General features: G+C 62.4%; 33 protein-coding genes and 2 pseudogenes. 21 read left to right on the forward strand and 14 right to left on the reverse strand.

The window, feature by feature from the left end:
* The first annotated feature begins 472 nt into the window (after positions 1 to 472).
* On the forward strand, positions 473 to 1,816 hold the full coding sequence (locus ABIF91_RS24055; RefSeq protein WP_424578699.1) for an IS1380-like element ISBdi2 family transposase: 1,344 nt from the start codon (positions 473 to 475) through the stop codon (positions 1,814 to 1,816).
* A gap of 340 nt (positions 1,817 to 2,156) precedes the next feature.
* On the opposite strand, the gene ABIF91_RS24060 is transcribed toward ABIF91_RS24055, so the two are convergent.
* The 10 genes from ABIF91_RS24060 to ABIF91_RS24105 all read right to left on the reverse strand — a co-directional run bounded on the left by ABIF91_RS24060 (position 2,157) and on the right by ABIF91_RS24105 (position 5,612).
* Positions 2,157 to 2,573, reverse strand: coding sequence for a hypothetical protein (locus tag ABIF91_RS24060; RefSeq protein WP_028153911.1), 417 nt, complete (start codon positions 2,571 to 2,573; stop codon positions 2,157 to 2,159).
* Positions 2,574 to 2,709: 136 nt separating this feature from the next.
* Positions 2,710 to 3,120, reverse strand: a complete 411-nt coding sequence (locus ABIF91_RS24065; protein WP_049832012.1) for a lytic transglycosylase domain-containing protein — start codon at positions 3,118 to 3,120, stop codon at positions 2,710 to 2,712.
* A gap of 12 nt (positions 3,121 to 3,132) precedes the next feature.
* On the reverse strand, positions 3,133 to 3,480 hold the full coding sequence (locus tag ABIF91_RS24070; RefSeq protein WP_424579435.1) for an HNH endonuclease signature motif containing protein: 348 nt from the start codon (positions 3,478 to 3,480) through the stop codon (positions 3,133 to 3,135).
* Positions 3,481 to 3,490: 10 nt separating this feature from the next.
* Positions 3,491 to 3,697, reverse strand: coding sequence for a hypothetical protein (locus tag ABIF91_RS24075; RefSeq protein WP_035680474.1), 207 nt, complete (start codon positions 3,695 to 3,697; stop codon positions 3,491 to 3,493).
* Entirely contained in the window at positions 3,697 to 3,948 is a 252-nt protein-coding gene (locus ABIF91_RS24080; RefSeq protein ID WP_028181951.1) for a hypothetical protein, read from the reverse strand. Before ABIF91_RS24080 ends, ABIF91_RS24075 begins: the two co-directional genes overlap by 1 nt.
* The gene (locus tag ABIF91_RS24085; RefSeq protein WP_424579436.1) at positions 3,935 to 4,192 is read right to left on the reverse strand and encodes a hypothetical protein; all 258 of its coding nucleotides are present in this window, start codon (positions 4,190 to 4,192) and stop codon (positions 3,935 to 3,937) included. The genes ABIF91_RS24080 and ABIF91_RS24085 overlap by 14 nt, the downstream gene beginning before the upstream one ends.
* Positions 4,189 to 4,449 (reverse strand): hypothetical protein, encoded by a 261-nt coding sequence (locus ABIF91_RS24090; protein WP_028153906.1) that lies wholly within the window; start codon positions 4,447 to 4,449, stop codon positions 4,189 to 4,191. The genes ABIF91_RS24085 and ABIF91_RS24090 overlap by 4 nt, the downstream gene beginning before the upstream one ends.
* A 3-nt stretch (positions 4,450 to 4,452) precedes the next feature.
* On the reverse strand, positions 4,453 to 4,908 hold the full coding sequence (locus ABIF91_RS24095) for a hypothetical protein (RefSeq protein WP_028153905.1): 456 nt from the start codon (positions 4,906 to 4,908) through the stop codon (positions 4,453 to 4,455).
* Between the two features lie 42 nt (positions 4,909 to 4,950).
* Positions 4,951 to 5,214, reverse strand: a complete 264-nt coding sequence (locus ABIF91_RS24100) for a hypothetical protein (RefSeq protein ID WP_028153904.1) — start codon at positions 5,212 to 5,214, stop codon at positions 4,951 to 4,953.
* Positions 5,215 to 5,225: 11 nt separating this feature from the next.
* Entirely contained in the window at positions 5,226 to 5,612 is a 387-nt protein-coding gene (locus tag ABIF91_RS24105; RefSeq protein ID WP_028153903.1) for a hypothetical protein, read from the reverse strand.
* 499 nt (positions 5,613 to 6,111) lie between these two features.
* On the opposite strand from ABIF91_RS24105, the gene ABIF91_RS24110 reads away from it, so the two are divergent.
* The 5 genes from ABIF91_RS24110 (at position 6,112) to ABIF91_RS24130 (ending at position 10,365) form a co-directional block, all read left to right on the forward strand.
* Entirely contained in the window at positions 6,112 to 6,966 is an 855-nt protein-coding gene (locus tag ABIF91_RS24110) for a hypothetical protein (RefSeq protein WP_028153902.1), read from the forward strand.
* Between the two features lie 47 nt (positions 6,967 to 7,013).
* On the forward strand, positions 7,014 to 7,508 hold the full coding sequence (locus tag ABIF91_RS24115; RefSeq protein WP_424579437.1) for a hypothetical protein: 495 nt from the start codon (positions 7,014 to 7,016) through the stop codon (positions 7,506 to 7,508).
* A 62-nt stretch (positions 7,509 to 7,570) separates the two neighbouring features.
* Complete coding sequence (locus ABIF91_RS24120; protein WP_049808140.1) at positions 7,571 to 7,951, forward strand: VRR-NUC domain-containing protein; 381 nt, start codon at positions 7,571 to 7,573, stop codon at positions 7,949 to 7,951.
* Entirely contained in the window at positions 7,951 to 8,592 is a 642-nt protein-coding gene (locus ABIF91_RS24125) for a hypothetical protein (RefSeq protein ID WP_028181953.1), read from the forward strand. The genes ABIF91_RS24120 and ABIF91_RS24125 overlap by 1 nt, the downstream gene beginning before the upstream one ends.
* A 504-nt stretch (positions 8,593 to 9,096) precedes the next feature.
* A complete protein-coding gene (locus tag ABIF91_RS24130; RefSeq protein WP_038379337.1) occupies positions 9,097 to 10,365 on the forward strand; it encodes an IS256 family transposase in 1,269 nt (422 codons plus the stop codon).
* Between the two features lie 10 nt (positions 10,366 to 10,375).
* Here ABIF91_RS24130 and ABIF91_RS24135 read toward each other — a convergent pair whose 3' ends face one another.
* The 4 genes and pseudogenes from ABIF91_RS24135 to istA form a co-directional block, all read right to left on the reverse strand.
* A complete protein-coding gene (locus tag ABIF91_RS24135) occupies positions 10,376 to 11,104 on the reverse strand; it encodes a hypothetical protein (RefSeq protein ID WP_424579438.1) in 729 nt (242 codons plus the stop codon).
* A 146-nt stretch (positions 11,105 to 11,250) separates the two neighbouring features.
* A pseudogene (locus ABIF91_RS24140) lies at positions 11,251 to 11,847 on the reverse strand (IS3-like element ISRj2 family transposase); the annotation flags it as partial.
* Positions 11,848 to 12,387, reverse strand: a pseudogene (gene istB / locus ABIF91_RS24145) (IS21-like element IS1631 family helper ATPase IstB); the annotation flags it as partial.
* Between the two features lie 4 nt (positions 12,388 to 12,391).
* Positions 12,392 to 14,149, reverse strand: a complete 1,758-nt coding sequence (istA, locus tag ABIF91_RS24150) for an IS21-like element IS1631 family transposase (protein WP_100214066.1) — start codon at positions 14,147 to 14,149, stop codon at positions 12,392 to 12,394.
* Positions 14,150 to 14,336: 187 nt separating this feature from the next.
* Here istA and ABIF91_RS24155 point away from each other — a divergent pair, with 187 nt between their 5' ends.
* From ABIF91_RS24155 to ABIF91_RS24225, 15 genes are read left to right on the forward strand one after another with little or no spacing between them, the layout of a single operon-like run.
* Entirely contained in the window at positions 14,337 to 16,283 is a 1,947-nt protein-coding gene (locus ABIF91_RS24155) for a phage terminase large subunit family protein (protein ID WP_028181392.1), read from the forward strand.
* Positions 16,284 to 16,310: 27 nt separating this feature from the next.
* A complete protein-coding gene (locus ABIF91_RS24160) occupies positions 16,311 to 16,571 on the forward strand; it encodes a hypothetical protein (RefSeq protein ID WP_424579439.1) in 261 nt (86 codons plus the stop codon).
* Positions 16,572 to 16,623: 52 nt separating this feature from the next.
* Positions 16,624 to 16,830 (forward strand): hypothetical protein, encoded by a 207-nt coding sequence (locus ABIF91_RS24165; protein ID WP_028181390.1) that lies wholly within the window; start codon positions 16,624 to 16,626, stop codon positions 16,828 to 16,830.
* Positions 16,827 to 18,437 (forward strand): phage portal protein, encoded by a 1,611-nt coding sequence (locus ABIF91_RS24170; RefSeq protein WP_245285533.1) that lies wholly within the window; start codon positions 16,827 to 16,829, stop codon positions 18,435 to 18,437. Before ABIF91_RS24165 ends, ABIF91_RS24170 begins: the two co-directional genes overlap by 4 nt.
* Complete coding sequence (locus tag ABIF91_RS24175) at positions 18,434 to 19,735, forward strand: S49 family peptidase (RefSeq protein WP_028181388.1); 1,302 nt, start codon at positions 18,434 to 18,436, stop codon at positions 19,733 to 19,735. The genes ABIF91_RS24170 and ABIF91_RS24175 overlap by 4 nt, the downstream gene beginning before the upstream one ends.
* Positions 19,736 to 19,791: 56 nt before the next feature.
* Positions 19,792 to 20,109 (forward strand): head decoration protein, encoded by a 318-nt coding sequence (locus ABIF91_RS24180; protein WP_424579440.1) that lies wholly within the window; start codon positions 19,792 to 19,794, stop codon positions 20,107 to 20,109.
* 39 nt (positions 20,110 to 20,148) lie between these two features.
* Positions 20,149 to 21,207 carry a major capsid protein gene (locus ABIF91_RS24185; RefSeq protein WP_424579441.1) on the forward strand — a complete coding sequence of 353 codons (1,059 nt, stop codon included), beginning with the start codon at positions 20,149 to 20,151 and terminating at the stop codon, positions 21,205 to 21,207.
* A gap of 1 nt (position 21,208) precedes the next feature.
* Positions 21,209 to 21,652: a hypothetical protein gene (locus ABIF91_RS24190; protein WP_028181385.1), complete on the forward strand. Its 444-nt coding sequence runs from the start codon at positions 21,209 to 21,211 to the stop codon at positions 21,650 to 21,652.
* Positions 21,652 to 22,005 carry a head-tail joining protein gene (locus ABIF91_RS24195; protein WP_028181384.1) on the forward strand — a complete coding sequence of 118 codons (354 nt, stop codon included), beginning with the start codon at positions 21,652 to 21,654 and terminating at the stop codon, positions 22,003 to 22,005. Before ABIF91_RS24190 ends, ABIF91_RS24195 begins: the two co-directional genes overlap by 1 nt.
* Before the next feature lies 1 nt (position 22,006).
* Positions 22,007 to 22,534, forward strand: a complete 528-nt coding sequence (locus tag ABIF91_RS24200; RefSeq protein ID WP_028181383.1) for a hypothetical protein — start codon at positions 22,007 to 22,009, stop codon at positions 22,532 to 22,534.
* Positions 22,535 to 22,536: 2 nt separating this feature from the next.
* Positions 22,537 to 23,385, forward strand: coding sequence for a phage baseplate assembly protein V (locus tag ABIF91_RS24205; protein ID WP_028181382.1), 849 nt, complete (start codon positions 22,537 to 22,539; stop codon positions 23,383 to 23,385).
* Between the two features lie 56 nt (positions 23,386 to 23,441).
* Entirely contained in the window at positions 23,442 to 23,855 is a 414-nt protein-coding gene (locus tag ABIF91_RS24210; RefSeq protein WP_028181381.1) for a GPW/gp25 family protein, read from the forward strand.
* Positions 23,855 to 24,712, forward strand: a complete 858-nt coding sequence (locus ABIF91_RS24215; protein ID WP_424579442.1) for a baseplate assembly protein — start codon at positions 23,855 to 23,857, stop codon at positions 24,710 to 24,712. Before ABIF91_RS24210 ends, ABIF91_RS24215 begins: the two co-directional genes overlap by 1 nt.
* Complete coding sequence (locus tag ABIF91_RS24220; protein ID WP_028180274.1) at positions 24,712 to 25,563, forward strand: hypothetical protein; 852 nt, start codon at positions 24,712 to 24,714, stop codon at positions 25,561 to 25,563. The genes ABIF91_RS24215 and ABIF91_RS24220 overlap by 1 nt, the downstream gene beginning before the upstream one ends.
* On the forward strand, positions 25,547 to 26,245 hold the full coding sequence (locus ABIF91_RS24225; RefSeq protein WP_028180273.1) for a hypothetical protein: 699 nt from the start codon (positions 25,547 to 25,549) through the stop codon (positions 26,243 to 26,245). The genes ABIF91_RS24220 and ABIF91_RS24225 overlap by 17 nt, the downstream gene beginning before the upstream one ends.
* The last annotated feature ends 2 nt before the right edge of the window (positions 26,246 to 26,247 follow it).

A 26,247-nucleotide genomic window follows, 5' to 3' on the forward strand; every position in this document is an offset into this window, starting at 1 on the left:
AGGCCAACGCCCGCAGCGCGTGGATTGACCAAGAAAAAAAGGACTGTCGCTGCCGCGCCTAGAGCGGGATCGTCCAAAGTTCGAGGCCGCCTCAACCCGCAATCACGCAGCCTACGATCAGTATCAGATAAAGCAAATTGCCCATGCGCCCCTCAATATCCGGCTAGTCAAAGAACGGCTTCGTTTGGCCGGATACTATGTCGAATCCGGTGATCATAGAGCGGGTCCATGAGATCGTTTCGAGTGCGTTCAGATCGTCGCTGTCCTCACGAATCTTCGTGTAAGCGGTATCGAGGTTGGCGACGAATCCTTCCTTCAGGCCTGGAGCCGTATCCTCCAACGACTTCACTAGCCCGTCTTATTCGTAAGAGTGCGCCTGAGGGCTGGCGAGCGTGGTGTAAAGCGCTGATGCGGCGTAGGATTCGGTTGCGAAGCCACCCCATCACCTTCAACCGCGAACGCCACGCCCGCCATGACCGACGATACGATTCCGCCCTTCTCGTTTCCAGCCGTTCACGCCAAGAAAGTCACAGCTGCCTTCGATGGCGGTCGCCTGACCTCGAACGGGGGCGTGATGCTTCTGGCGATGGCCGAGCGGCGTCTCGGCTTGGCCGACAATCTGGCCCGGGTGTTCCCGGATCGGCGCGATCCGACGCGGGTCGTGCACAGCCTTGTCGATATGTTCCGCGCGCGCATGTTCGCGATCTGCTGCGGCTACGAGGACGCCGACGACCTCGATCATCTGCGGTCCGATCCCGCATTCAAGCTGGCCTGCGGACGGCTGCCGGACACGGGCCGCGATCTGTGTTCCCAACCGACGCTGTCGCGGCTGGAGAATGCTCCGCGCCTGCGCGACGTGATCCGACTGACCTACATTTTGGTCGACGCATGGATGGATAGCTACCCGCGCGAGCCGGCATCCGTCACGCTCGACATCGATGATACCTGCGATGTCGTCCACGGCCATCAGCAGCTCTCGCTGTTCAACGCTCATTATGACGAACGCTGCTTCCTGCCGATCCACGTCTACGACACGGAGAAGAGCCGTCCCGTGGCGGTCGTGCTGAGGCCCGGCAAGACGCCGGGCGGCGTCGAGGTGCGTGCCCTTCTGCGCCGCCTGGTACGGCATATCCGCACGCGGTGGCACAACACGCGAATTACGTTCCGTGGCGACGGGCACTATGCCCGGCCGGAGGCCATGGCGTGGTGCGAGACCAACGGCATCGACTACATCTTCGGTCTGTCCGGCACCAAGCCTCTCGCCAGAAAAGTCGACGAGGTCGCCGACGACATCCGCACCCGACGCGCCATCGAGAACCTGCCGGTTCTGCGTGGCTATACCGAGACGCGCCACAAGGCAAAGTCCTGGGATCGCGAACGGCGCACCGTCGCCCGTATTGAGGCGACGATGCTCGGCCTCGACATCCGTTTCGTCGTCACCAGCCTCGATGTCGGCTCGGCCGAGTGGATCTACGACAGCCTGTATTGCGCGCGCGGCCAAGCCGAGAATCTGATCAAGCTGCATAAGACGCAGCTCGCCTCCGACCGCACCAGCTGCCGTTCGGCGCTCGCCAACCAGGTCCGTCTCGTGCTCCATACGGCCGCTTATTGGCTGATGCTGACCGTGCGCGACGCCATTCCCAAAGTCCGGGAATTGGCCGCTGCCGAGTTCGCGACGCTGCGTCTTCGGCTCTTGAAAATCGCCGCCCGTGTCGTCGAGACCACGAGCCGCATTCGCCTTGCGTTTGCCGCGGCATGTCCCGAAGCCGACCTGATCTGCGGCTTGCCCGGCGCGCTGCTGCCGCTCGGTCCTTGACCGGCGGGGCGTCCGCCCCCGTTCGCCCAACCCATCCCTCAAGCGCGTTGCAAAGTACCGGTCGTCAGGCGGCGAAAAGCCGAAGGCAATCCTGTGCGCCTCGTCAGACAAGATGTGCGGCCGCATCAATCGGGCCCAAAAGCCGCACTCTCACGAATAGGACGGGCTAGCGCCGCGAACATGATGGCGGTGGCCTTCTTCACATTGTCCAATTCAGTCGTCTTCTTGGTCATCTAGGATGCTCCAGTTCCGGGGCCGGAAGCTAACACAACCTCGGATCGAGCGCATAAAAAAGCTCGCTTCGCAGCGGGCTATGATCTTTTCGAAGGGGTGTGGACGACTAGCCGTCATTGGGGAAAGCTGCGGCCATGCGTTGAGCCGCAAGCGACTCAGGCGAGATGTGCGGAAGGGGTTTGATCGTGCGGCGGACGAAATGCTCGAAGTGGGGAGCCGGGAGTTCCATCATTGAAACATCGGTGTTGCCGATTGATGATCCACCGACCGCCATCGTCCCGATCAATCCAGCGGCGATTAGCGCCGGAATCTTCATCATCCTCAAGGCACCCGCCTTGCGGTGCTCGTTCGCATAGAACTTGAGCGCTGCGACGCACATTGCCATGTCGGTCGGCCCAAGAGTCACCTCTTCCCCTGCGCTCAACGCTGATGCAAGCGCGAGCACGTTGCCCCGGTTATTCACGATTAACGGTCCTTTTCTGTCGGGCAGCCCCCGACTCTTTTTTCTTGGTGTGATGACCAAGTCACGGCGATTTCCGCCGTGGCTTGGATGTCTTAATGTTTCATCGGATGATCCGTCAATGAAACACGCGGTTAATTCATAGACAAAATGTCTCCGTATTGAAACGGATGTGCAGAAAGTGCAGCGGGCCGGTGCGCTAATGCATCGCTGCCATCACCTTCCGACCGTAGGCAGTGCAACGCGGTTTAGCGTAGACGCCACGCTGATAGAGACTCACGCCATCGCAGCCGGAACCGCCGCGCGAGATCGCGATGCGAAGGTAGGCCATGCCAGCGCGCGCACCGGTGGCGCAGTCGAACAGGTCTCCGGTAACACCGACCTCGCGGGCAGTGACAGGCTTGACCTGCATGATCCCGCGCTCGCCTGCGCTTCCGAGAAGATGGCAGTTGTAGTTGCTTTCGACCTTGACCACGGCATGGGCGAGGGCGCGAGGGATGCCCTGGGCGTCTGCGGCGGCGTCGATGATTGAGCGGAGGTCGGAGCCGAGCGCAGGCAAAGAGGTTTCCATCACGGCCGCGATTGCTGCCGCGCTCAGAAGGCACTTCATGTTGTCGTTCTCCTAAAAGGCCGCTACGGCTTCACACTCGAAGCGATTGGCCTTGTCTCGGCGACGCATATTCTCTTTGTGCGTTACCATTTCCAGATGATCCGGATTCACGCAGCGGCGTGTCCGGCAGCGATGATCGAGTTGCTTGCGTGGAGGGATGGGACCGTGTTCAAGCACGTACATCACGATATGGACGGCCATGGTGCCGTCATCGAGAGACATGCGCGCGTAGTCCTTCCCCCTGCCTTTGCTACCCGACGTTGGTCCGGTCCACAAGTGGCACGGCGTATCGAGAGGCCCTTCGACGATCTCGACGCGAGCCATAACTTTGTCGCGAATCCGGTCTCTGCGCGTGCTCATTTTGATCGCCCTAAGCGCGCGCCTGCCGCGTCTTGAGCGCTGCAATGTGGAAGGCGCGGTTGTGGGGCGTGTCATCGACGGGCCACGGCACGCGAGACAGAGCCTTGCGGGGCCGGCCGCCTTCGACCCAGGTATGCAGCAACTCGGCGAACGGATCGCCGTTCGCTCGAGTGCGGTTGACGATCTTCACGTCCACGCTGGTCAGGTTGCGCGCCATCACGCGGCTTCCTTGTCGCTGTAGACGCCGAGCACGGCCAGCTTCTCGTCAACGACGGCGATGCCCTGATCGACGATAGCCTTCATCTCGGGCAGCATGCGCGCGACCAGATCGGGACGGACATCCTGCGTGCTGAGCATCGGCGACTTCAGGGTGATCTTCAGTTCCGCGCCAATGCGGACGAGCAATCCTTGCAGGTAGTCGCGTTCCTTGATCAGCTCGGCGACGGCGTTGAAGTTAGCGAGTTTCACTGTTGTCGTTCCCCAAGTTGTCGAGTCCATAGATTTCGCGGAAGCGGTCGCGGCTGATGTGCCTCGGATCAACCTCGACGACGCGCGGCGGCATGAAGGCGTTCGGATCGGGCTCGACCGCGATGCCATCCATCGCGATCTCGCCGGTGGTCAGAAAGCAGTGGCCGTAGTCAGCGGCACGCAGCTTGGCGGCGATCTCGGCGAACGCCGCCTGGGAGATCGGGAGTCGGACGAGCGTCCTCATGCGTAGCCCTCCGCTCGCACGGCCGAGCGCAGGGCGTTGATGCGCTTCTCGCTCTCGGCCAGCTTCGCTTCGAGTTCGGCGATCCGTGCGTTCTGCGCGCGCTCGGTGAACGCGGCGATCTCGCGAGCGAGGTCGGTGCGCTCTGCCGAGACGTAGGCGAGGCCCATGGACTTCTGGCGGGCATCGGCTTGCTGCACATAGGTGCAGTCAACGAACGCCTGGGTGAGCGCGAGTAGGCCGGGTTGAATCTGGCTCATGACTCAGACCGCCTTTCCGTCGCGGGCGGCGACGGAGACCATCGGCGGAACGCCCAAAGCCTTCAGCCACTCGATGCAGAACTGCGCGGCGGTGGCCGGATCGTGATGCTCGGCGAGCGCGTCTTCGATGACCTCGATCATCCCCTCGCGCCCCATCCCCTCGCGGAGCCCGTCGCGGATGTTGATCAGCGCGTGAAGGAACGACGCCGCTTCGGCCGCGCGCTTGGCGTTCAGCTTGATCAGCGTGTCGATGTTGCCGCGAAGGATGTCGTTGTGCGCCTTGGACGAGATGGAGGCGCGCAGGTCGAACCAACCGAAGAGCATGAGGATCATGGCGGCGGTGGTGAAGATGCAGGCGGTTGGCGCGTAGCCGTTGAGAGTCGCGTCGAGCGCGAGCGCGAGGCCGAAGCCGCCGGTGATGAGCACAGCGAAGAGACGAAGCATGGTGATGGCTTTCATGGGAGGGTGAACCTGCAAGGATCGCTTGCAGGTTGGAGGGGGTCAGTGGGCGAGGGGCGTGTGGTCGGGCGGCAGCTTCTTGCCGACCGCGCGTGCGCCTTCCGGCGTGACGCTGAAGACCTTCATCGAGCCGTAGTCGGCGCGCGGGGTGCGGATCATCACGCCCTTGTCGGCGAGGCTCTGCGCGAGCTTGATGTCGCTGCCGTTGGAGTGGACGGCGACGCGGTTGCGGCAGACGGCGCGCGAGCGTTCGAGGCCGAGCGCCCGGCGGACCAACATTCCCTCTTCGTAGCCGATGGCGTTCATGGCGCTCCCGCTCAACCGAACAAGGCGTTCTGGTCGGAGTACATTGCCCGCGGCGCGGAGCGACGCGGCTTTGCGTGGATCGCCTGGGGGAGATCGACGGCGGTCAGGCTGTCCTTGTGGCGCAGGACGTGAGCCGACATGCCGCTGATGTTCGTCCTGCGGTCGGTCAGCTTGACGAGCGTGCCGAGCTTGACGAGTTCCGAGACGCGGGGACGGATCGCGAGGACGCTTTCCTTCAGTTGCTTGGCGATCTCGTCCGCCGTCAGGCGGTAGCCGTTGAGCATCAGTTCGATGATCGCGATGCGGAGCATCGCTGCCCGGCTGACGACCTTCTCGGCGGCGTCCTTCGAAGCGCCACCGCCCTTCGATCCCGGCGTGTTCGGATAGTTCTGAGACATAGACAAAGCTCTCCCGTTCGCCCCGAAGGGCGGTTTTCAGATCGGAGATGTGCGGTGTGGATTTCCCGTCCCGTCCGGCCTGAATCAGGCCGGGTCCGCTGGAATCAACGGATACACGATGGAGGATCCGTCGCGCAAGGGTTTCGATAGGGATGTTGACGGATGGCCGCAGGCCGATGGTTAGCCAGCGGTTGAGAGCAAGCCGATCTCGCGCATGGAAATCACCAACTCCATATTATCTTTTGAGGGGGGTTTGGGTTTTCGAGGAATACCGTCGCAAAACTAAACCCCTCATTTTCGTTAGGCTCTGGCCGACCATTGAAGGGTTTCTCCTATATATATAGTAGTAATATATACTTGTAATATATTCTGTAGAAGATATGTCTGTAGGTGGTTACTACTATATATAGGGGCGAAACCCCTCTAACCGGCAGTTGATGTTTTGCCCGATGACGGATGGGTCCGTCATGTCGACGACGGATGGAGTTGATGTTATCCGATGCGCAGGAAGGTCATGTCGCAGTGGGACGCCAAGGCGGCGTTCCTCAACGTACCGGACGATGGATGGTCCTTCGTTGGCTTCGCCAACGCCTTGCCGTGCCATCCTAGCGAGGCAGAGGCCATCGCTCGGTATCTGCACCGGAAGCGGATGATCTGGCTCTCGATGCGCGCTGGGCACGGCAGGGTCTTCCCGGCGGCGATGCGTCCCGGTCGAGGTCGGCCGAAGGCGAGGGGAGTCGAGCAGCCGCCGTTGATCGACCCGAGACTGGCTAGCTTCCTCACCCAGGCGCATCCGACCTTCCTGAAGATCAGGCTGTTGCTCGGCAGCGATCCCGGCGGTGCATGGAACGAGAACCAGGCGGTCAAGGCCGAGATCAAGTTCGCCCTGGCGGTCGAGGCGACGAAGCTGATGACGCTCTGCCGGACGTTCGCCAAGGAACACCCCGCCATTCCCGTTGCGGCGATCAGGGACGCGCTTTGGCTCGATAGGCCGCACACGATGCCCGTGGTCGCGGAGACGCAGCCGGACCTCGCCATGGCTGGCTCAGAGCAGTTCGGCGAGCAACCGAAGACGAAGACCCGGCTCTCGAAGGCCCTGACCGACGAAGAGCGCATGATGTCCTACATTGACGCCGCCGGCGCATCTGGCATCGCCGTCTATGAGATCGTGAACAAGGGGAAGATCGCCCGCGACCGCGTCATGCAGATCGGCGAGATGTTCAAGAACATGGGCGCGATCCACTCGGCAGTTGTCCGCACGTCGGATCGAGGACGTACCGGAATGCGGTACTTCGCCCGGCGTCACGGCGAGCCCCTGATCGCTGAAGGCGGGCGATTGGTGACGATGGTGTAATCTAGGATTGTCGGGCGATTCGGTCGACGCGGCGGGGGACGGAAGCGATGGGACTGCGAGCGCCTTACAGTGTTGACGCAATGAAGCTCGCCAATGAGCGCGTCGATAAGATCATGGCTCGGATATATCTATTGTGGCTGATCGGCGTCGGCGTCGGACTCATCAAGCTTAAGGCCGACAAGGCGACGTTCAACGGCATACAGTACTCCATAGGAAACCCTGAAGTCATCCAAGGGCTGATCTTTGTGGCGGTAATTTTTTGCTACGTCGCAATCGTCGGGCTGGCATTCCTTTTTTCCGTTCAGTACTCATCGCTGGGCAACCGAGCATTCCTGAGAAGGATGATCCATCTCGCTTGCGGCACAACGAAAACCTTGCAGCGGCTCGCAGCGCAAATTCGCGTGATCAAGACGGTCGCGCGGCAGATTTTTGGTCTTGTCAGACCGATAGTTGCGATCATGTTTTTGTTTCCCATTCTGCATATTGCGCTATTTGAGCGGCCAGCGCTTGAGCTTGCCTTCAAGGCAATATTCTACGGCTGACGTAAGCGAACGGTTGCCGAACTGGTCTCTCACGATGCGGCGATCTGCGCGAGCATTCGCGTATGGAAACCCGGATCGTCGATAACATCCCCGAGTGGCGCTATCAGGCGGAAGTCATTGCTCGCCTTCACGCGCTCGAAGACGCCGGGCTTCCGCTTACCTGCGCCGGTGATATGAACCGAGCCAAGCGTTCGCGACGCGAGCGCATGGAAGCCAAGGTCACGGGCCTTACGGCGGGCGAGCCCGACGTTCGCGTTTACATCACCGGCGGGGTTCTGCTCAGTTTCGAACTGAAGACGCCCAAGGGCTCACGCTCGAAGGATCAGAAGGATCGGCACGCGAAGCTGATCGCCCTGGGCTTCGACGTTATCACGGTCAAGGCGAAGACCCCGGAAGAGATGGCCGATCTCATTGAGATCGACGTGCGCAATCGGCTGCCCTGATGCAGATCACGCTCACGCTCACGAAGGGAATGCTCGACCGGCTCGATCAGCTTCGTGATCGCAGCATCAACACCGCGACGGCCAAGGCGCTGACCTTCACCGCGAAGGACGCGCAGCAAGCGTTGCGAGTGCAAATCCCAGGCATCTTCGTGCTGCGTCGCCCGTGGGTGGTCAGCGGCATCCGCATTCGTCCGGCGAACGGCGGCAACCTGATGGCCGTCGTCGGCTCCATCGACAAGTACATGGAGCGCCATGTCATCGGTGCGGGCAAGGAGAAGCATCCCGACAACGCGCTCTCGATCCGCTCGAAGCGCAACAGCAACGGCCGCCTCGCGACGGGCGGCATCCTGATCAAACCATACGGCTCCATTGGCAGCGCCCCGGTTCATACCGTGGTGCGTCGCCAGTTGAAGCGCGTGGACACGCAGAAGCGGAAGACGTTCCAGATCGTGGTGGGCGAAAAGGTGCTCATTGTGCGTCGTCGCACGAAGAAGCGTTACCCGCTGCAAACGCTCGCCGTGCTGCAAGGGAGCGCGACGATCAACGAGCGTTGGGATTTCCTTGGGACCGTGTCCGGCGTCGTCCAGGCGCGCTTCCCGCAGCACTTCTATCGGGCGGTTGTCAATGCAGCGACTCAATAGAGGGTCAACGAGCGAATCGAATCCACCCCCTTCGAGCGGGAAGGTTCATGAGCTAAATGACTCCCACCCCCCTCGGACGTAGGCGATCGTGTGCGGCAATGTCGCGCAGATCATGCCCTATACGGGTGGATGATCACCTCGCCATTTCTGAACCCCCTCTGCTGGTTCGTCATCAAGCGGTCGCAGGAGCTCCTCTGGAGAGAACAGCTCGCGATCCAAAGTAAGGTCTTCCGGATCGATGGAAAACGACAGAGCAGGATGATTGTCCCGTCGTCCCTGAAGCTCGTCATGCAACTGCTTTTCCAGTCGCTCAAGCTCCCCTTGCGGGAGTTGCTCTGAATGGAATGCGGCTTGCGCCTGAATGAAAGCCGACGGGGCGGGGTGATCATCTCGCCTTTCCTGAAGCTGAGCTATGGCGGAATCTGGGTGATGACGGTGTGAGGAAGGCGGCGTATCGAGGCGGGTGACGAGCCTGCCAGAACCTCTCGAGGAGAGCGATACGCCATGACCGAGACTACCAATGTTCTTGCTTTCCGTCAGCCGTCCGCGGTTGATGATCCACTGACCGATATCGTTCGTGCCGGCGCGCGGGACCTGCTTGCCAGGGCGATCGAGATCGAGGTTGGCGCGTTTCTGGCCAGCACGGCCAATCTGACGCTGCCCGACGGTCGAGCGCGCCTGGTCCGACATGGGCACGGTCCGGTGCGCGAGATTGCGACCGGCATCGGTCCGGTGGAGGTCGCTCGTCCCAAGGTCCGCGACCGCGGAGCGAGCGGGCCAGGCGACCGCCTCCGCTTCAGTTCGGCAATCCTGCCGCTATGGGCGCGGCGGACGAAGAGCCTGGATGCCTTGATCCCGGTCCTCTATTTGCGCGGCATCTCGACCGGCGACTTCCAGGAGGCGCTCTCGGCGCTGCTCGGCAAGGATGCGCCGAACCTGTCGCCTTCGGTGATCGCCGGCCTGAAGGCCGATTGGCAGGTCGAGTACGAACGCTGGCAGAGACGCGATCTGTCGGCGCGTCGCTATGTCTACATCTGGGCCGATGGCGTGTACCTGCAGGCCCGCATGGAAGATCACAGCGAATGCATGCTGGTGCTGATTGGCACCACGCCGGAAGGCAAGAAGGAGCTGATCGGCTTCCAGGTCGGCGTGCGCGAGAGCGCGCAGAGCTGGCGCGAACTCCTGATCGACCTGCGGCAACGCGGGTTACGGATTGCCCCGCAACTCGCCATCGGCGACGGCGCCCTCGGCTTCTGGAAGGCACTGGACGAGGCCTTTCCCGGCACGCGGCACCAACGATGCTGGTGCCATAAAGTGAGCAACGTACTCGACAAGGTCGCCAAATCCGTGCAGGGCCTCATGAAGAACGACCTGCGGAACATCTATCTGGCCCCACACCGGGCCGAAGCTGAAACCGCGATCGACGTCTTCGTCGAGAAATACCACGTCAAATACGGACGTGCGGTGGAGTGCCTGATCAAGGATCGCCATGCGCTGCTCGCCTTCTTCGACTTCCCTGCTGAGCACTGGATCCACCTACGCAGCTCGAACCCGATCGAGAGCGTCTTCGCCACGGTGCGCCACCGAACGGTGCGGACCAAGGGATCGCTGTCGCAACAAACCGCGAAGCTGATGGTGTTCAAGCTCATCGACGCCGCATCGAAGACCTGGCGGCGATTGAAGAGCACGAACCAGTTGCCGAAAGTCATCGCCGGTGTAAAGTTCATCGACGGAATCGAAGTCATTCCGAACACTGAAAGCCACGCCGCCTGATCAGGCCGCGTCACCCAAAATCAGCCATAGCTCCCTGAAGCTCCTCTGCTGGCTCGTCATCAAGCGGTCGCAGGAGCTCCTCTGGAGAGAACAGCTCGCGATCCAAAGTAAGGTCTTCCGGATCGATGGAAAACGACAGAGCAGGATGATTGTCCCGTCGTCCCTGAAGCTCGTCATGCAACTGCTTTTCCAGTCGCTCAAGCTCCCCTTGCGGGAGTTGCTCTGAATGGAATGCGGCTTGCGCTTGAATGAAAGCCGACGGGGCGGAGTGATCATCTCGCCTTTCCTGAAGCTCCTCTGCTGGCTCGTCATCAAGCGGTCGCAGGAGCTCCTCTGGAGAGAACAGCTCGCGATCCAAAGTAAGGTCTTCCGGATCGATGGAAAACGACAGCGCAGGATGATTGTCCCGTCGTCCCTGAAGCTCGTCATGCAACTGCTTCTCCAGTCGCTCAAGCTCCCCTTGCGGGAGTTGCTCTGAATGGAATGCGGCTTGCGCTTGAATGAAAGCCGACGGGGCGGAGTGATCATCTCGCCATTCCTGAAGCTCCTCTGCGGGTTCGTCATCAAGCAGTCGCCGAAGCCCCCCTGGAGGGAACTGGTCGAGATCAAAAGTAAACTCTTCCGAATCGATGGGAAACGACTGAGCAGGATGATTGCCTCCTACTCCGTGACGCTCGTCTTGCAACTGTGTTTCCAGTCGCTGAAGCTCCTCTGAAGCGACGGAGACCGCCGACGGCATAGAGCTGGCCCCGGTTGTTTGGACAGCGCCCCGCTGGATTTAAGTGGATTCCTGCCGGGTTATGCTGAACGCGGGGCTTTACGGTTTTGTCGTTGCGTCGGGAGGGCGTAGCCCGACCAGAGCGACGACAAAACCGTCGGCGACGGTCATGCGGCCATCACCATAGCTTGCGTGCCGAAGTAAGCCTCGTCGGGCGTGCGCCCGTCAAGGCTCGAGTGAGGGCGTCCCTGATTGTAGAAGGCCAGATACTTGGCAATTGACGCTCGCGCCTCGGACACGCTGTCGTAGGCGCGGAGATATACTTCTTCGTATTTGACCGTGCGCCAGAGCCGCTCGACAAACACGTTGTCGCGCCAGGCGCCCTTGCCGTCCATGCTGATGGCGATCTTCGCGTCCAGCAGCACATCGGTGAACTCGAGGCTGGTGAACTGGCTGCCCTGATCCGTGTTGAAAATCTCGGGCCTGCCGTGCTTCGCCAACGCCTCCTGGACCGCTTCGACGCAGAAGGCCGCCTCCATTGTGATCGAGACGCGATGGGCCAGGACCCGTCGGCTGAACACATCGACGACCGCCGCGAGATAGACGAAGCCACGCCGCATCGGAATGTAGGTGATGTCCATTGCCCACGCATGGTCGGGCCGCTCGATCTTCAATCCGCGCAACAGGTACGGGTAGATCTTGTGACCCGGAGCCGGCTTGCTCGTGTTCGGGCGACGATAGACCGCCTCGATCCCCATGCGCTTGCCGGCGTCGTCGGGGATGGCGCGTGCGAGGAATAGATCGTCCAGCACGAGGAGATCGCAGTCGATGATGGTTCGCAGCCGGACCTCGCGTTGTGCCGGAGAGTTCAGGGCGTAGCGGTGGAAGAAGTCGTCGGTCTCAAGATACTGGACCTTGTGGCTTTGCAGGATCGCCTGATAGGCAATCGCCTTGGCGATGTGCGACTTCCCGGTGCCAGGTTTGCCAACAAGCAGAGCGTTCTCGCCAGCGGCAATGAACGCCAGGGTGTGGAGCTGGAAGCAGGTCTGACGTGGCAGTTTGGGATTGAAGGACCAGTCGAACTCGGCGAGCGTCAGCTTTTCGTCGAGCCCGGATTGCTGGTATCGCCGCTCGATAAGACGGGACTGACGACGGTCCAGTTCATCCTGCAGGATAAGGGAGAAGGTCTCGAGGAAGGGCTGGTTGGCGCCCTGCGCCTGGAGCACGCGCGTCTGCAGCGTGTCGCGGACACCCGACAGGCGCAGCTGTCGTAGGCAACGCTCAATTTCCGGCATGGTCATCATGTGGCTAGGTCTCCAGTTTAAGGTGAGAAGGTGCAGCGGGAGCGCTCGTGGCGCCGGAGTTGGCCGGGGTTGCGCAGGCGACACGAGCGCGGATTGCCGTGGCGTGATCGTCGTGAGCCTCGGCCTGCCGACCATTGTCGTCGGCGTCGCGCCGCACAGCGCGGCTGAAGAGGTCGCCGTATTCCGCGGGGGTACGGATCAGCGGATGATCCTGGGTGAGCGGCGATGCCGGCTGTGGCGTCACTCCAACCTGCTCGATCGCCTGTTCGAACAACCGCTCGACGGTCGCACGCACGTGCTTGTAGCGGTAGATGCGGTTGTCGATGGCGTGCGCGCAGGCCTGCTCGACCAGCCGCGCCGGATACTTCCGGCCCAGCCCGACAATGCCCCACATCGCGCGCTGTCCGGGGCGCCCTTCGGTGTCGAACACCTGCTGGCACAAGGCCCTGGTCTGCGGTCCGATGCGCTCGGCGCTCGCCAGCAGCACGGCGGTTTGCCGCGACGGGTTGAACGGCCGTTCGCTGGTCGGCAGGACGACAGAACCGGGGTGCGCCATCCGGGAATGAACACGCAGCAGCGCACGGGTGTGGCGATCACGGATCTCGATCGTGGTGGTGTAGATGCGCACGACGACCTGGCTGCCGATCGGCGCGGGCCGCGCGGCGTAATAGCTGTTGTCGACGCGTACGGTGGTGTCGTCGCAGACAGTCCGGACGACTTCGGTGAAGATGCGGAAGGGAGCGACAGGCAGCGGCCGCAGGTGCGGCTTCTCTTCCTGGAACATCGCCTCGACCTGACGGCGCGTGCTGCCGTGGATGCGTTTGGAAGCCCAGTTCTCCTCCCAGTGCCTCAAGAACTCGTTTTGCGCCTCCAGCGTCTCGAAGCGCCGTCCGGCCAGCGCAGTGCCCTGGGTATGTTGAATCGCATTCTCGACGCATCCTTTCCGATTTGGATCGGCCACGCGCGCGGGATCGGCGACCACGGCGTAATGAGCCAGCATCGCGCTGTAAATCGGGTTGAGCTGGGGCTCGTACAAATCCGGCTTGAGGACGCCTTCCTTCAGGTTGTCGAGCACGACATAGCTGGGGACCCCGCCAAAATACCGGAACGCCTCTTCGTGGAGCTGCGCCCAGACTTGTTGGCTGGACTTCCAGACTACCCGCCGGAAGCTGCGCCGCGAGTAGCGTAGCGTCATCACGAACAGGCGGGGACGACGGTACCGCCCGCTCTTCGGATCAACCGTCGGCGCGCCCTCGCCATAGTCGACCTGAGCTTCCTCGCCGGGGAGGAACTCAAGACGATCAAACTGCTCAGGATCAGCGTGCCGCAACCGGCGCACAAACCGCTTGACACTCTGGTAGCTGGACGGAAAGCCAAATTGATCAACCAGGTCCTGGTAAATCGCCTGCGCGTTCCGCTTCAGCCGGACCTGTTCTTCGATCCACGTCCGATGCGCTTCGCAAGCCGAACGGGCCAGGCTGCTGGTGACCGTCGCTTCCGATGTCCCAAAAGCCGGTGGTCGGGGTGGAGGAATTTGGCCGTCCGCGCTCACCGAGCCGGTGGTCACTTCCCCGGGGGAATTTGCCTCCGCACCGGCCCGCAGCGCCTGATAACGCCGGATCGTCTTGCGATCGACACCCGTCAGCCGGTGAATCTCGCGCTGGCTGGTGTTGCGATCAAGTAATGTAAGTACGGTGCTTTGCAGATGTCGCTTCAAGACGTTCAACTCCCCGGCCCCTTGCTGGCTAAAGGGGTCGAACATAAACGTCCTGCCTGACCGGCTACTGCTGTTCAGCGGCGCTGACGGCGATCATCAGGTGGGGGAGTTTCAAGTGACCATACCCGGGGGATTTTGACCGACCCACGGGGCGCACGGCCTCGATCAACTTCGAGCAGCCGACCGACGCACGTCAGCGCTGCCCTGAGTATCAGCGCAAGCCGGATTGAGCATGACCGCCGCCGCCGCCGTAGTCGATGAATACAGTGACGATGCCGCGTATGAAGCTCGGCTTCGCGCGCAGGTTCGCGAGATCATCGCGCAGAGCTTCAGCCCGCCGCCGAAGCTGACCGTCTCCGAATGGGCGGACGAATACCGCGTGCTCTCGCCGGAAGCATCTTCCGAGCCCGGCAAGTGGTCTACTGCGCGCGTCGAGCCGTCGCGCGGCATCATGGATGCCTTCGCCGATCCCGAGATCGAGATCATCACCTGTATGGTCGCGGCGCAGACGGTGAAGACCGAAGTCATCAACAACGTGGCTGGCTTCCACGTCCATCTCGATCCTTGCCCGATGCTCATCCTGCAACCGACGTTGCAGATGGCCGAAGCGTACTCGAAGGATCGTCTCGCGCCGATGATCCGCGACACGCCTCCGCTCTCGGCGAAGCTCGGCAACAGCGCGCGCGATTCTGAAGACACGATCCTTCACAAGAAGTATGCGGGCGGCCACATCACTATGGCGGGGGCAAACTCGCCTGCGTCGCTCGCGTCGCGTCCGATCCGCATTCTGCTCTGCGACGAAGTTGATCGCTATGAGGCGAGCGCCGGTAAGGAAGGCGATCCCGTCTCGCTCGCAATCGAGCGAACCACGACGTTCTGGAATCGCAAGATCGCACTCGTCTCGACGCCGACCATCAAGGGCGCGTCGCGCATCGAGTCCTCCTATGAGGAAAGCGATCAGCGCCGGTTCTTCGTGCCGTGCCCGAAGTGCGCGCACATGCAGCATCTGCGATGGGCGCAGGTCCGTTGGCCCGATAATGATCCGTTGGCGGCACGCTATCACTGCGAATACAGCGACCCCGACACCGGCGAACTGTGCGACCACGGATGGAGCGAGGCCGAGCGGCTGAAGGCGATCCAGCGCGGCGTGTGGATCGCGACGCGGCCCGAAGTGAAGGGTCACGCGGGCTTCCACTTGAACCGCATCGCGTCGCCGTGGCGCGCTCTCGGCGAGATGGCGCGCGACTTCGTGTTGGTGAAGAAGCACCCCGAGCGTCTGAAGACCTGGGTGAACACGCGCCTTGCGGAGACGTGGGAAGAGCGCGGCGAGCGAGCCAACCCCGACTCGATCTTTGCGCGCCGTGAAGAGTATGACGCCGCGATCATCTTGCCGAGCGGCGTCGGCTGCATCACCGGCTCCGTCGATATTCAGGACGACCGCGCCGAAGTCGAGTGGTGCGGTTGGGGCCAGGACGATGAATCGTGGTCGCTCGACTACAAGGTTCACTATGGCGCGCCGAACACCCCCGGCTTTTGGGAGGTCATCGACAACGCCTTGATGCGAACGTTCAAGCATCCGTCCGGCGTCGAGATGCGCGTGGAGGCGGCCTGCATCGACTCTGGCGGTCACTTCACGCAGCACGTCTACAACTTCGTTCGGCCGCGCATCGCTCGCCGCGTCTACGCTATTAAGGGCATCGGCGGACCCGGCCGCCCGATCTGGCCGGTGAAGGGCACCGTCAACAAGGCGAAGAACGTCACGATCTTCGTGCTCGGTGTCGATCAGGCGAAGGACATGCACTACAAGCGGCTCGAACTGAAGGAGCCCGGTCCCGGCTACTGCCATTACCCGCTGCTCGAAAACTATGACAAGAAGTTCTTCGAGGGCCTGACCGCCGAAAAAGCGGTGCTGAAGACCGATAGGCGCGGCTTCGTGACGAAGGAATGGCACAAGGTCCATCAGCGCAACGAACCGCTCGATCTCCGCGTCTACAATATCGCGGCGCGGCTCTCGCTCGGCATCAACATGGAGCGTCGTTTGATGGCTCTGCGAGCGGCAGCGGCGAACGCGCTGAATGCTGCTCCGCAAATGCCCGTCGTGCGCGAAGAACCGACCCCTGCGGCTCCCCAAGCCGTTCCTGGGAGGCGTCGCGTCCGCAGCCGTGGCGTTGAAAGTTAAGGATTGAGCGGCTAGATGAAGAGCATGATGACCAAGGACGATGTCCGCGCCGCCCGTACCGCCCTGGGCAAGATGTGGAAGCCCGGCGGTGCCCCGCTGACGGCCCAAGAGCTCGTGCGCGCCCTGGGGCTCTCCGAAGACCACGGCACCGACCACGTCTACAACATGGAGAAGGGCAAGTCGGCCGTTTCCGGCACTATCGAGATGCTTTTGCGCATCTATCTCGCCGGTGGAGTGCCGCCTGACGATGTCGTGATCTTCAAGGACGCTCCAAAGCGAGCGCGCTAAGGGAGATCGGAACGATCTCTCTCGAACGATCCATGTCCCGTAGCTTCGGGGCATGGCAAAGACCGTCGAAGAGCAGCTTGAAGAGACCCTAAACTCGATCAACACGGTCGAGCAGAACGGTCAGCGTTACACGATCAAGGATCGTGAGCTTTGGCGCGCCGATCTGCGCCAACTCGATCAGCGCGCTCAACGCCTCGAAAAGCAGGCCGCTCGGGCCAAGCGCGGCGGCATTCGTACCCAGCGGGTGATCCCGCTGTGATTAAGCCCGTCGCACCGACCCTTATGGACCGCTTCCTGGCGGGCGTCGCACCGAACTTCGCGACGCGCCGCTACCATGCGCGCCTCTCGCTCAACTACATGGGCCAATACGCCGGTGCGCGCTCGAACCGCGCCGCCCTGAAGGCGTGGAGGACCCATCCCGGCTCGGCCGACTCCGACACTTTGGGCGATCTTCCCGCGCTGCGCAGCCGCTCGCGCGATCTCGGCCGCAACAATCCCATCGCCACCGGCGCAAGGCAGACCTCGAAGAGCAACGTTGTTGGCTCCGGCCTGCGCGTGCGCTCGAAGCTGAACCCGAAGCTGCTCGGCATGTCGCCGGAAGCCGCCGAGTTGTGGGAGCGCAAGTCCGAGACGCTGTTTGACCTTTGGGCGCAGTCGAAGCTCTGCGACATCACGCTCACGCAGAACTTCTATGAGCTTCAGGGCCTCGTTTTCAGTGCCGTCTTCGAATCCGGTGACACCTTCGTGTTGCGCCGGACGCCGAAGCGCCCCAACGCCGTCGTGCCGCTCGCGCTCAACGTGATCGAGGCCGACCGCGTCGCCACCCCGAGCGAGTTGGAAGGCGAGTACCTGATCCGTGACGGCGTCAGGATCGACGAAGACGGCGCTCCGGTCGCTTACATCGTCCTGAACGAACACCCCGGCGAGCGCCAGACCTATACGGTCAACGGCTTCACCGAAATCCCGGCCTTCGGCAAGAAGTCGGGCGAGCAGATGGTGCTCCATATCTTCGAGCGCATGCGCCCCGGCCTGAACCGTGGCATTCCTGCGCTCGCTCCGGTCATCGAAATCCTGAAGCAACTCGACCGCTACAGCGAAGCCGAGTTGATGAAGGCCGTCGTGTCTTCGTTCTTCACCGTCTTCCTGAAGACCTCGGGCGACGACGGCTTTGCTGGCGCCACGCCTGGCCTTCCTGGGATGGGCGCGAACGACGTGACCATGGGGCCGGGCACCATCGTCGATATCGGCACCGACGAAGAGATTCAGACTGCGCAGCCCGCGAACACTGCGAACTTCGACCCGTTCTTTCAATCGGTCGTGAGGCAGATCGGCGTCGCTCTGTCCATCCCGTTCGAACTGCTCATGATGCACTTCACGGCGAGCTACAGCGCGTCGAGGGCATCTCTGGAAATGGCCGCGCAGTTCTTCCGCGACCGCCGCACTTGGCTCGTCCGCAACTTCTGCGCGCCCGTTTACGAGTGGTTCCTGACGGATGCGATCAACGCTGGTCTGATCGACGCGCCCGGCTTCTTCAATGATCCCGTCAAGCGCGCGGCGTGGCTCGGCGCTCAGTGGATCGGCCCCGCGCGGATCATCCTCGACCCGCTCAAGGAATGGAAGGCCGAGACCGAAGCCGTCAACCTGGGCGCTCGCACCATCGAGCAGGTCATCATCGAGCGCGGTGGCGACGACTTCGAGCAGACCACGGCGCAGCGCGCACGCGAGCACACCGCTCGCGCGGCGGCGAAGCTCGAACCCGAAGTTCTCGCGCCGTCCGGCATGGGGTCTCGCGTCAACGAAGACATCGAACAGAAGGGCGACGGCACCGACAAGCCCAAGCCTAAGAAGGCCGAGAAGAAGCAATGACCATCAACGTCCGCAACCCGCTGATCTTCGACGCCGCTCTCACGGCCAATTGGGCCATGGAAGAGGGGGCTCTGCGTCAGGTCATGGAGATCGCCGCGCGCGAGAGTCAGATCACGCCGCAGATGCTCGAAGCCTATCGCGGCCAAGAGCTTGAGCGGTCCGAGCGCGCGACGCGGCGCGGCAACGTCGCAGTGATCGACGTGGCTGGCCCCTTGTTCAAGCGCGCCAATCTCATGACCACGTTCTGCGGCGCGACTGCTTACGAGACCGTGCGCCGCGACCTTCAGGCCGCGATGGACAATGCGTCCATTCGCTCGATCCTGCTCAACATTCATTCGCCTGGGGGCGAGGCCGCTGGCGTTGCGGAGCTTGCCACGGCGATCAACGAAGTGCGCGGCAAGAAGCCCATCGTCACGTATGCAGGCGATCAGGCGGCCTCCGCTGCGTTCTGGTTGGGCACCGCGTCGGACGAGTTCATTATCGGGCCGACCGCCGCGCTCGGCTCCATGGGCGTCGTGGCGGGCTATCGAGACACGTCTGCGCAGGACGCGGCGCGCGGCATCAAGACCATCGAGTTCGTGTCTTCGCAGTCGCCCTACAAGCGCGTGGACATCAACACCCAGGAAGGCCGCGACCGCGTGCAAGCGCGCGTTGACGCAATGGCCGCCGTGTTCGTCGAGACGGTCGCGAAGTATCGCGGCGTGAGCGTCGAACACGCACTCGAACGTTTCGGGCAGGGCGATGTTCTGATCGGCCAAGCGGCTGTCGATGCCGCGATGGCCGATGGCGTTGCGACGTTCGAACAGGTTCTCGCGAGCTTGGCTCGCGGCGAAAGCCCGAAGGCAAATTTTGGGTTCAATCCGGCCGCTGACGGCCAAGCCAATGTTGAGGATGAAATGAAGGACCAAACTGGCGCAACGGCCGCTAACGACAAGCCGGAAGAGACTGCAACCGTGACCACGACGACCGTCGAGGCCACGACCGAGCAGACCGTCGATCTCGCCGCTGAAGCTCGCACGGCCGAGCGCAAGCGCGTCACCGACATCATGAGCCTGACCCTGTCGGGTTATGAAGACCACGCCGCAAAGGCTATCGAAATGGGCTCTTCCGCTCATGAGTTCTCGGCCATGATCGTAGCCGCTGAAAAGGCCAAGCGCACCGAGCGCGCCGCTGACATCAAGTCGGACACCGAAGCCAACGCTGGCGTCGCTCCGTCGAACGGTCAGGAAAAGGCGCAGGGTGACGAGGCCGCTGCAAACGCAATTCTCGGCGCGATGAAGCTCGCGTCCGGCAACTAAGGAGCCGCAACGTGGCGAAGTTTGAGAACGAAGGCGCATACGTCCCGAGCATGCTCATGCTCGGTCATCATCGCGCGCGCAAGGTGACGATCAAGTCGGGCGCTGGCGTCCTCTTGAAGGGCACCGTGCTCGGTCAGGTCACGGCCGACAAGAAGTACCTCAAGTCGATCTTGGCGGCGAACGACGGCTCGCAAGTGCCCGACGCGATCCTCAGTGCGGATGTCGATGCGACCGCCGCTGACGTGGAGGCCATCGTCTACATCGCTGGCGAAGTCGATCAGGACAAGCTGATCCTCGGCGCCGGTCACACCCTCGGGTCGGTGGATGCGGTCTTCCGCACGAAGTCGATCTGGCTCGTTAAGCCGATGGGCTAACCGAGACAACCTCGAAGAAAGCAACGGGAAGCCCTAACTATGGACCTCTTTTCGACCACCGCCCTGAACCGTGTTGTCGAGGAACTGCCGCTCAACCCGGCGTTCTTCCTCAACACCTTCTTCACCACCACCGAGACCTCCGAGACCGAAGACATCAAGTTCGACTCGGTCAAGGGCCGTCGCCTGATCTCGCCGCTCGTCTCGCCCATCGTCGCGGGCAAGGTGATCCGCGAGCAGGGCTACAAGACGCAGTCGCTGTCCCCGGCGTATCTGAAGGACAAGCGCGTCTTCAAGCCGCACGGTCAGTTCAAGCGTCGCGCAGACGAGAAAATCGGCGGCAGCCTGTCGCCCGAGCAGCGCCTTGCCGCGTCCATCGGCTTCGCTCTGAGCGAGCAGTTGGATATGTGGACGCGCCGCCTGGAAGTCATGTCGGCGGAAGTCCTGCGTACCGGCAAGCTCGTCCTGAAGGGCGACGACTATCCCGAGCAGCTTGTTGACTTCGGTCGCGACGCTCAACTGAGCATCGTTCTGACCGGCACCGACAAGTGGGACAACGCGGCCACCAACCCGCTCGACGACATCGAGGATTGGGGTCAGATGATCTTCGATCATTCGTCGCTGACCTGCCGTGACGTGATCATGGCGAGCGACGTGTGGAAGACGATCCGCGCCAAGATTGCCGGTCCCGACACCGATGCGGTCGCCAAGTCGATGCGTCTTCAGATCGACACGACCGCTGCGACTCTGGAATCGGCTCGCGCCTCGCTCGGCCTGATCCTGATCACCCCCGGCATTCGTCTGGTTGCGGTGTTCGGCGACTACCGTCTGTGGGTCCACGCCGACAAATACGTCGATCCGCCCGACGGCGTCGAGAAGGACGTGCTCCCGGCCGGTGAAGTCGTCATGGCTTCGCGCGAGATCGAAGGCGTCCGCCACTTCGGCGCGATCATGGACCTCAAGGCCGGTATTCAGCCCCGCGACTTCTTCGTGAAGTCCTGGGAGGAAGAGGACCCGTCCGTGCGGTACATCCTCGGCCAGTCCGCCTCGCTGATCGCGCCCTACCGCGTGAACGGCACCCTGGGCGCGAAGGTGAAGTAAGATGCCGTTGTATCGCGGCCTCGTAACGATCAAGCGTGACGGGCGGTACATTCCGCCCGGCACGCCGGTCGAAATGACCGAGAACGAAGCGAAAGCCCTCGGGCCTGCTCGCGTCGTTCTCGATCAGAACCCGGTTTCGGCCGTGGCCGAGATTGCTCTGGATTCCGCCAGCACGCTTGCTGGCATCGAGTCCGCCGGTGATGCCCCCGGCGACGCGCCGTCCGCTGATGAAGTCCCTCCCGCCTCGCATCAGACGGACGGCGCGAGCACTCGCGTCGTGGACATCGCGTCCGCAATCGACCTGCTCGACGAAAAGAAGGACTTCTTCAAGTCCGGCCATCGTCAGGGCAAGCCGAAGCAGAAGCCGATTGAAGAGATCGTCGGGTTCGACATCACCGACGAAGAGATCGACGCTGCTCTGGCATTGCGCGCTTCGGGCGTCTGATGCCGGTCGAGACCGACAACGATCTTCTGATCTTCCTCAACCCCGGCGAGTTCGGGGTTGAGGCGCGTTATGAAAGCCGCGCCCCAGCCGTTGAGCCGAAGGACATCCCCGGCCAGTTCGACGACGAAGGAAGCAATTGGAATCCGAACCGTTGGAACGGGACGCAATTCCAAATGCAGATGGGCGCGAGCGTCACTTCATCCGGCCCGACGTTTCTCTGCCGCACGTCCGATCTGAACAAGGGCGGTCGCAAGGGCGAGAAGCTGACGATCAAGGGACAAGAATATCGGATCGAGGACAAGCGACCGGACGGCACCGGCCTGTCCTTGCTCTTGCTCATGGCGAACGACTGACATGGCGCATCCTCGTAAGCGAATCCGCGAAGCATTCCGAGCCCGGCTCGCCGAAAACGTTGATGGCGAGTACCGCACGGACGCGCAGTTTCGCGTGTACGCGAGCCGCATGGCTCCCGTGAACGAGGAAGAGTTGAAAGAGGATGGCCCGGCCATTCTCGTCTATTCGCGCATGGAGAAGTACAACCCCGAGAAGGACTACGGGGTCGAGGGCGACGCAACCTACATCGAACGAGAGTTGACGCTTGTCACGGAGGCTATGCTGACCGGCGGCGAGACCGTTGACGACAAGCTCGACGACATGGTCGAACAGATGGAAGCGGCCTTCGAAGGCTTCGTGATCCCCGGTTTCGAGTCCGCGCGCATGCGGCTGCTCGAGTCCGACATCGACGTGATCACCGAGCAGGTCAAGCGCCCCATTGGCGCTATCGGCCTCGTTTGGCAGGTCATCTATCGCACCGCTTGGCGTCCGCGCGCCACGGCTGACAACATCGACGCCTCAATGGCGGACTTCCTGGCGGGGCGATAGTCATGGTGAAGTTTCTGCGCGATCCCGCGAGCACCGGCGGCGTGTCCGACCCGGAAGCTACCGACATCGATCGGCGCGCGCAGGATGTCGTCAAGTTCGGCAAGATCAAGGAAGTGGACTACAAGCGCCAGCCCCCGGCGTATCGCGTCCTGATCGGTGACGAGAACGACGAAGACAATCACAACATCACGGATTGGCTCCCGGCGGGCGGCATGCGCGCGAAGGGCGACCGCGAGACGCATTTCCTTGAGAAGGACGAGAAAGTCGTGCTGCTTGCCGAAGGCGGCGAGCTTGCGACTGCGCAGGTCTATCCGGCGGGCACGTACACGCCCGAGAATGAAGACGAGAAGGAAACGACCGACAAGGCTGGCGTCTGGCGCAAAATCTTCGCGAAGCCCAAGAGCAAGGGCGGTCAGGACGGCGAAGGCGGCGAGGGCGATGAAGGCGGCGGCGAAGGAGGCGAAGACGGCGGCGAGGACGGCGAAGGCGGCGAGGAAGATCAAATTCTCGGCGAGATCAGTTACGACCGCAATACGGGCGATTGGCTGATCAAGGGCATCAAAGACAAGGGCTCGATTACGCTCGAAGGATCGGGCTGCAAGATCGTCATGAAGGACGGCACGATCACGATGACGGCGAAGAACCTGAAGATCGAGATGGAAGAGAACGTCGAGATCGAGGCGGGCGAAGACTTCAAGTCCACGGCGGGCTCCGAGTCGGTCCACGAAGCAGAAGCCTTCGTGACCGTGGCTGAGACGTACCTGGGCGTTGATAGCGCTGACGACAAGCCGCAGGACAAGGTCGTCACCGAAGCAGGCCCCGCGAAGCAGACCTTCGCGAAGGTCGGCTAATAAGAGCGACCCGATCAGGCTGTAAGCGACCGTGCCGACGGGGCACGGTGCGCCTTATGGCGACCATTGACCTCAACACCGGCAAGCCTCTCGAAGGCATCGACGATGTCTGGCAGTCGATTGCGACCATTCTGAGCACTTCGCTGAAGTCGCTCGTTATGGCCCGCGATTTCGGCTCGAAGATGCCGCGCCTTGTTGACCATGCCGTGTCGCCCGTCACGCTGATCGATTTCTACGCGGCCGTGCCGGAGGCGATCAATCGGAAGAGCCCCGAGTCCTTGATGGCTGAAGAGCCCCGCTTCCGCATCATTCAGATGGAGCTTTCCGACATGACCGATCAGGGCCATGCCCAATTCGATATCGAGGGCATCTATTACCCGCGCGGCCATCTCGGCGACTACTCGGAAGCCCGAGACGCGCGGGGCCGCGTGATCCTTTCTGACAACATGGTCGTCGGGAGCGACGTCTAATGGACGCGCCGCTCCCGAACCTGCCGCTGCCTGTCATCGAGCGCGAACCCGCGTTCCAGGCACTGTTTGACGCCCGCCTGACGCAGATGCGCGGCCTGCTTGAGACTGGCGGTCTCGATTGGGACACGTACATGCTGCGGTCGGACCCGATCAACAACTTCTGCCGCCATGCCGCCTATGGCGATCTGCTCTATGTCACGTCGCTCAACGACACGTTCCGCGCGACGCTGCTCGACTTTGGGCAGGGCGCGGACCTGATCGCGCAGGCGTCCGATTGGAACATGACGCAGGCAGTTGGCGAGTCCCTCGACGACCTGCGACGCCGCCTCCGCGAGCGTAAGAAGGGGCAGGGCGGCTTCACCGAGAATTGGTACAAACGGTACGCCTTCGCCGCCGACCCGCTCCGCGTGGCCGACGTGGGCGTTGTGGGCGATGCCAAGGGTGGGGTTAAGGTCTCGATCCTGTCCACCGAAGGGGATGGCGTCGCTAGCCCCGCCTTGCTCGCGACCGTCACCGCCGCGCTGAACGATCCGCTCGTCCTGGGCGATAACGATCACGTCGATGTCGTCCCGGCCGTGATCCGCGTTGTCATCGTCGAGGCGGACGTGTGGCTCTTGCCGGAAGCCCCGGCGAGTGAGTTGCAGACGGCCGAAGATCGCCTGAAGACCGAGTTCGCGGCGGCGCGCCGCCTGGGATGGGACTTCACCGCTGACTTCGTGATCGCGTCCCTGCGCACGTCCGGCGTCCGCCGGATCGTCATGATCTCGCCTGCCGCCGACGACTACACGCGCGCCGAGCCGAATGAGGCCGTGGCGCTCGGCACCGTCAAGCTCAACTTCAAGGGTCGGTCCTATTGATGACCGACCTGATCGACATCGTCCCGCGCAACACGACGCCGCTTCAGCGGTCCGTTGTGAAGACTATTGACTCGCGCTCGCGCTATGCCGCGTTGGTGCAGTCGATCATCGACGTGCGCTATCTCGATGTGATCCCCGAAGACGTTCTGCCGTGGCTGTTGCGCCATTGGGGCCTCGAAGACGCGGCTGAGTTCGTCGCCGACCATCAGAGGCTCTACAAGGAAGGCAAGCGTTGGCAGACGCTCCGGGGCCGCGTGGAAGCCTATGAGATCGTCTTCGATTGGCTGGGCCTCGATGGCTTCTATGAGCGCGGAGATCACGGCGCTGTGCGCTGGGGCCTGTTCCAGATCGGGCTCACGGAGCGGCCTGACCAAGATGTGCTGCTCAACCTGATCGGGCTGGCGAACCTCTCGAAGAAGGCGTCGAGCGTCCTGGGTCGCATCTATGGCGGCTATGACATTCGGCCGATGCGTCTCGACATGATGCGCCTCGACGGTGCGCTGCTCGACGATTGGTCCGGCGTCTATATGCCCGGCATCAAGCCGAAGCTCTCGTTTGGCAAGCAGCACAGCGAGGAAGTCGATTTCAACGTCGATATGGATGGCGGTGTCTTCACGTCCGTCGAGGGCGTCGCGCGCTTCGAGGAAGGCTTCGTGCTCGACCGCTCGCTGCTCGATGGCGAGGTCGTCGAGCCCTCCGTCGTCTCCATTCAGGCTTCTCTCTCGGGCGAGCAGATCGACTTCGCAAAGGAAACGTTGATGCCTTGGCCGCGCGTGCCTTGGCCGAACGTCTCCTATTCCAACATTGAACAGTTCACGATTTACGGAGGACCCGATGGCACTTCTGGTTAATAGCGGGCGCGAAGGTCTCGCCGCCGCGTTGAAGTCTCGCACGATGTTTTTCGCCTGGGGGCGAGGGGACTCGTGGTGGGGGCAGACCGACGTGAAGAACTTCACGTTCTCGGGTTCGCCCGAGCGCTTCATGCTCGATCACGCGCCGGTCTCGGCGCTGGCCGTGAAGAGCGTCGATAGCGCTCTCACGTTCGAGACGCCGCGCGACTACACGTTCAACGCCAACACCGGCGCGGTGACGCGCATCAACGGCGGCCAGATCGCGCCGGGCGCGACCGTCCAGGCTCAGGTTCAGTACGGCACGCCCGCCTTGGGCTCCGAGGAGACCGCCTTGGTCAACGAAGTTGGCCGTCGCATCGCGTCGTCGGTGGAGTTCGTTGTGCCGGACGACAACGGCAACATCAGCACGCCGGGCGGCCAGCGGTGGACGATCTCGACCACGGCGACGCGCTACCTCTATTGCAACGTGCTGTTCGATTACCTCGAAGCCGCGACCGAAACGATCCGCGAAGTCGGCATCTATGTCGATGGCACGCGCAAGCCGGGAGTGCCTGAAGGGCAACTGTACTTGACTCCCGATCAGGTCGCCGAACCGGGATACTTGCTCCTGCTCGACCGCTTCGCGGGCAAGGTCCGCTCCCCGAGCGAGCGGCAGGGATTCTCTTACGTTCTGGTGATCTGAAA

Source organism: Bradyrhizobium sp. USDA 241 (assembly GCF_049739505.1).
Lineage (GTDB): Bacteria > Pseudomonadota > Alphaproteobacteria > Rhizobiales > Xanthobacteraceae > Bradyrhizobium > Bradyrhizobium liaoningense.

Bases quoted from the DNA above. Each gene is read 5' to 3' on its own strand.
- ABIF91_RS24180 (WP_424579440.1), top strand. From the start codon at position 19,792: ATGCTCGGTCATCATCGCGCGCGCAAGGTGACGATCAAGTCGGGCGCT.
- ABIF91_RS24215 (WP_424579442.1), top strand. From the start codon at position 23,855: ATGGACGCGCCGCTCCCGAACCTGCCGCTGCCTGTCATCGAGCGCGAA.
- ABIF91_RS24225 (WP_028180273.1), top strand. From the start codon at position 25,547: ATGGCACTTCTGGTTAATAGCGGGCGCGAAGGTCTCGCCGCCGCGTTG.
- ABIF91_RS24220 (WP_028180274.1), top strand. From the start codon at position 24,712: ATGACCGACCTGATCGACATCGTCCCGCGCAACACGACGCCGCTTCAG.
- ABIF91_RS24200 (WP_028181383.1), top strand. From the start codon at position 22,007: ATGGCGCATCCTCGTAAGCGAATCCGCGAAGCATTCCGAGCCCGGCTC.
- ABIF91_RS24055 (WP_424578699.1), top strand. From the start codon at position 473: ATGACCGACGATACGATTCCGCCCTTCTCGTTTCCAGCCGTTCACGCC.
- ABIF91_RS24130 (WP_038379337.1), top strand. From the start codon at position 9,097: ATGACCGAGACTACCAATGTTCTTGCTTTCCGTCAGCCGTCCGCGGTT.
- ABIF91_RS24085 (WP_424579436.1), bottom strand. From the start codon at position 4,192: ATGAGGACGCTCGTCCGACTCCCGATCTCCCAGGCGGCGTTCGCCGAG.
- ABIF91_RS24120 (WP_049808140.1), top strand. From the start codon at position 7,571: ATGGAAACCCGGATCGTCGATAACATCCCCGAGTGGCGCTATCAGGCG.
- ABIF91_RS24065 (WP_049832012.1), bottom strand. From the start codon at position 3,120: ATGAAGTGCCTTCTGAGCGCGGCAGCAATCGCGGCCGTGATGGAAACC.
- ABIF91_RS24205 (WP_028181382.1), top strand. From the start codon at position 22,537: ATGGTGAAGTTTCTGCGCGATCCCGCGAGCACCGGCGGCGTGTCCGAC.
- ABIF91_RS24095 (WP_028153905.1), bottom strand. From the start codon at position 4,908: ATGAAAGCCATCACCATGCTTCGTCTCTTCGCTGTGCTCATCACCGGC.
- ABIF91_RS24165 (WP_028181390.1), top strand. From the start codon at position 16,624: ATGGCAAAGACCGTCGAAGAGCAGCTTGAAGAGACCCTAAACTCGATC.
- ABIF91_RS24090 (WP_028153906.1), bottom strand. From the start codon at position 4,449: ATGAGCCAGATTCAACCCGGCCTACTCGCGCTCACCCAGGCGTTCGTT.
- ABIF91_RS24160 (WP_424579439.1), top strand. From the start codon at position 16,311: ATGACCAAGGACGATGTCCGCGCCGCCCGTACCGCCCTGGGCAAGATG.
- ABIF91_RS24190 (WP_028181385.1), top strand. From the start codon at position 21,209: ATGCCGTTGTATCGCGGCCTCGTAACGATCAAGCGTGACGGGCGGTAC.
- ABIF91_RS24100 (WP_028153904.1), bottom strand. From the start codon at position 5,214: ATGAACGCCATCGGCTACGAAGAGGGAATGTTGGTCCGCCGGGCGCTC.
- ABIF91_RS24070 (WP_424579435.1), bottom strand. From the start codon at position 3,480: ATGAGCACGCGCAGAGACCGGATTCGCGACAAAGTTATGGCTCGCGTC.
- ABIF91_RS24115 (WP_424579437.1), top strand. From the start codon at position 7,014: ATGGGACTGCGAGCGCCTTACAGTGTTGACGCAATGAAGCTCGCCAAT.
- ABIF91_RS24185 (WP_424579441.1), top strand. From the start codon at position 20,149: ATGGACCTCTTTTCGACCACCGCCCTGAACCGTGTTGTCGAGGAACTG.
- ABIF91_RS24195 (WP_028181384.1), top strand. From the start codon at position 21,652: ATGCCGGTCGAGACCGACAACGATCTTCTGATCTTCCTCAACCCCGGC.
- ABIF91_RS24105 (WP_028153903.1), bottom strand. From the start codon at position 5,612: ATGTCTCAGAACTATCCGAACACGCCGGGATCGAAGGGCGGTGGCGCT.
- ABIF91_RS24135 (WP_424579438.1), bottom strand. From the start codon at position 11,104: ATGCCGTCGGCGGTCTCCGTCGCTTCAGAGGAGCTTCAGCGACTGGAA.
- istA (WP_100214066.1), bottom strand. From the start codon at position 14,149: ATGTTCGACCCCTTTAGCCAGCAAGGGGCCGGGGAGTTGAACGTCTTG.
- ABIF91_RS24075 (WP_035680474.1), bottom strand. From the start codon at position 3,697: ATGGCGCGCAACCTGACCAGCGTGGACGTGAAGATCGTCAACCGCACT.
- ABIF91_RS24110 (WP_028153902.1), top strand. From the start codon at position 6,112: ATGCGCAGGAAGGTCATGTCGCAGTGGGACGCCAAGGCGGCGTTCCTC.
- ABIF91_RS24155 (WP_028181392.1), top strand. From the start codon at position 14,337: ATGACCGCCGCCGCCGCCGTAGTCGATGAATACAGTGACGATGCCGCG.
- ABIF91_RS24125 (WP_028181953.1), top strand. From the start codon at position 7,951: ATGCAGATCACGCTCACGCTCACGAAGGGAATGCTCGACCGGCTCGAT.
- ABIF91_RS24175 (WP_028181388.1), top strand. From the start codon at position 18,434: ATGACCATCAACGTCCGCAACCCGCTGATCTTCGACGCCGCTCTCACG.
- ABIF91_RS24210 (WP_028181381.1), top strand. From the start codon at position 23,442: ATGGCGACCATTGACCTCAACACCGGCAAGCCTCTCGAAGGCATCGAC.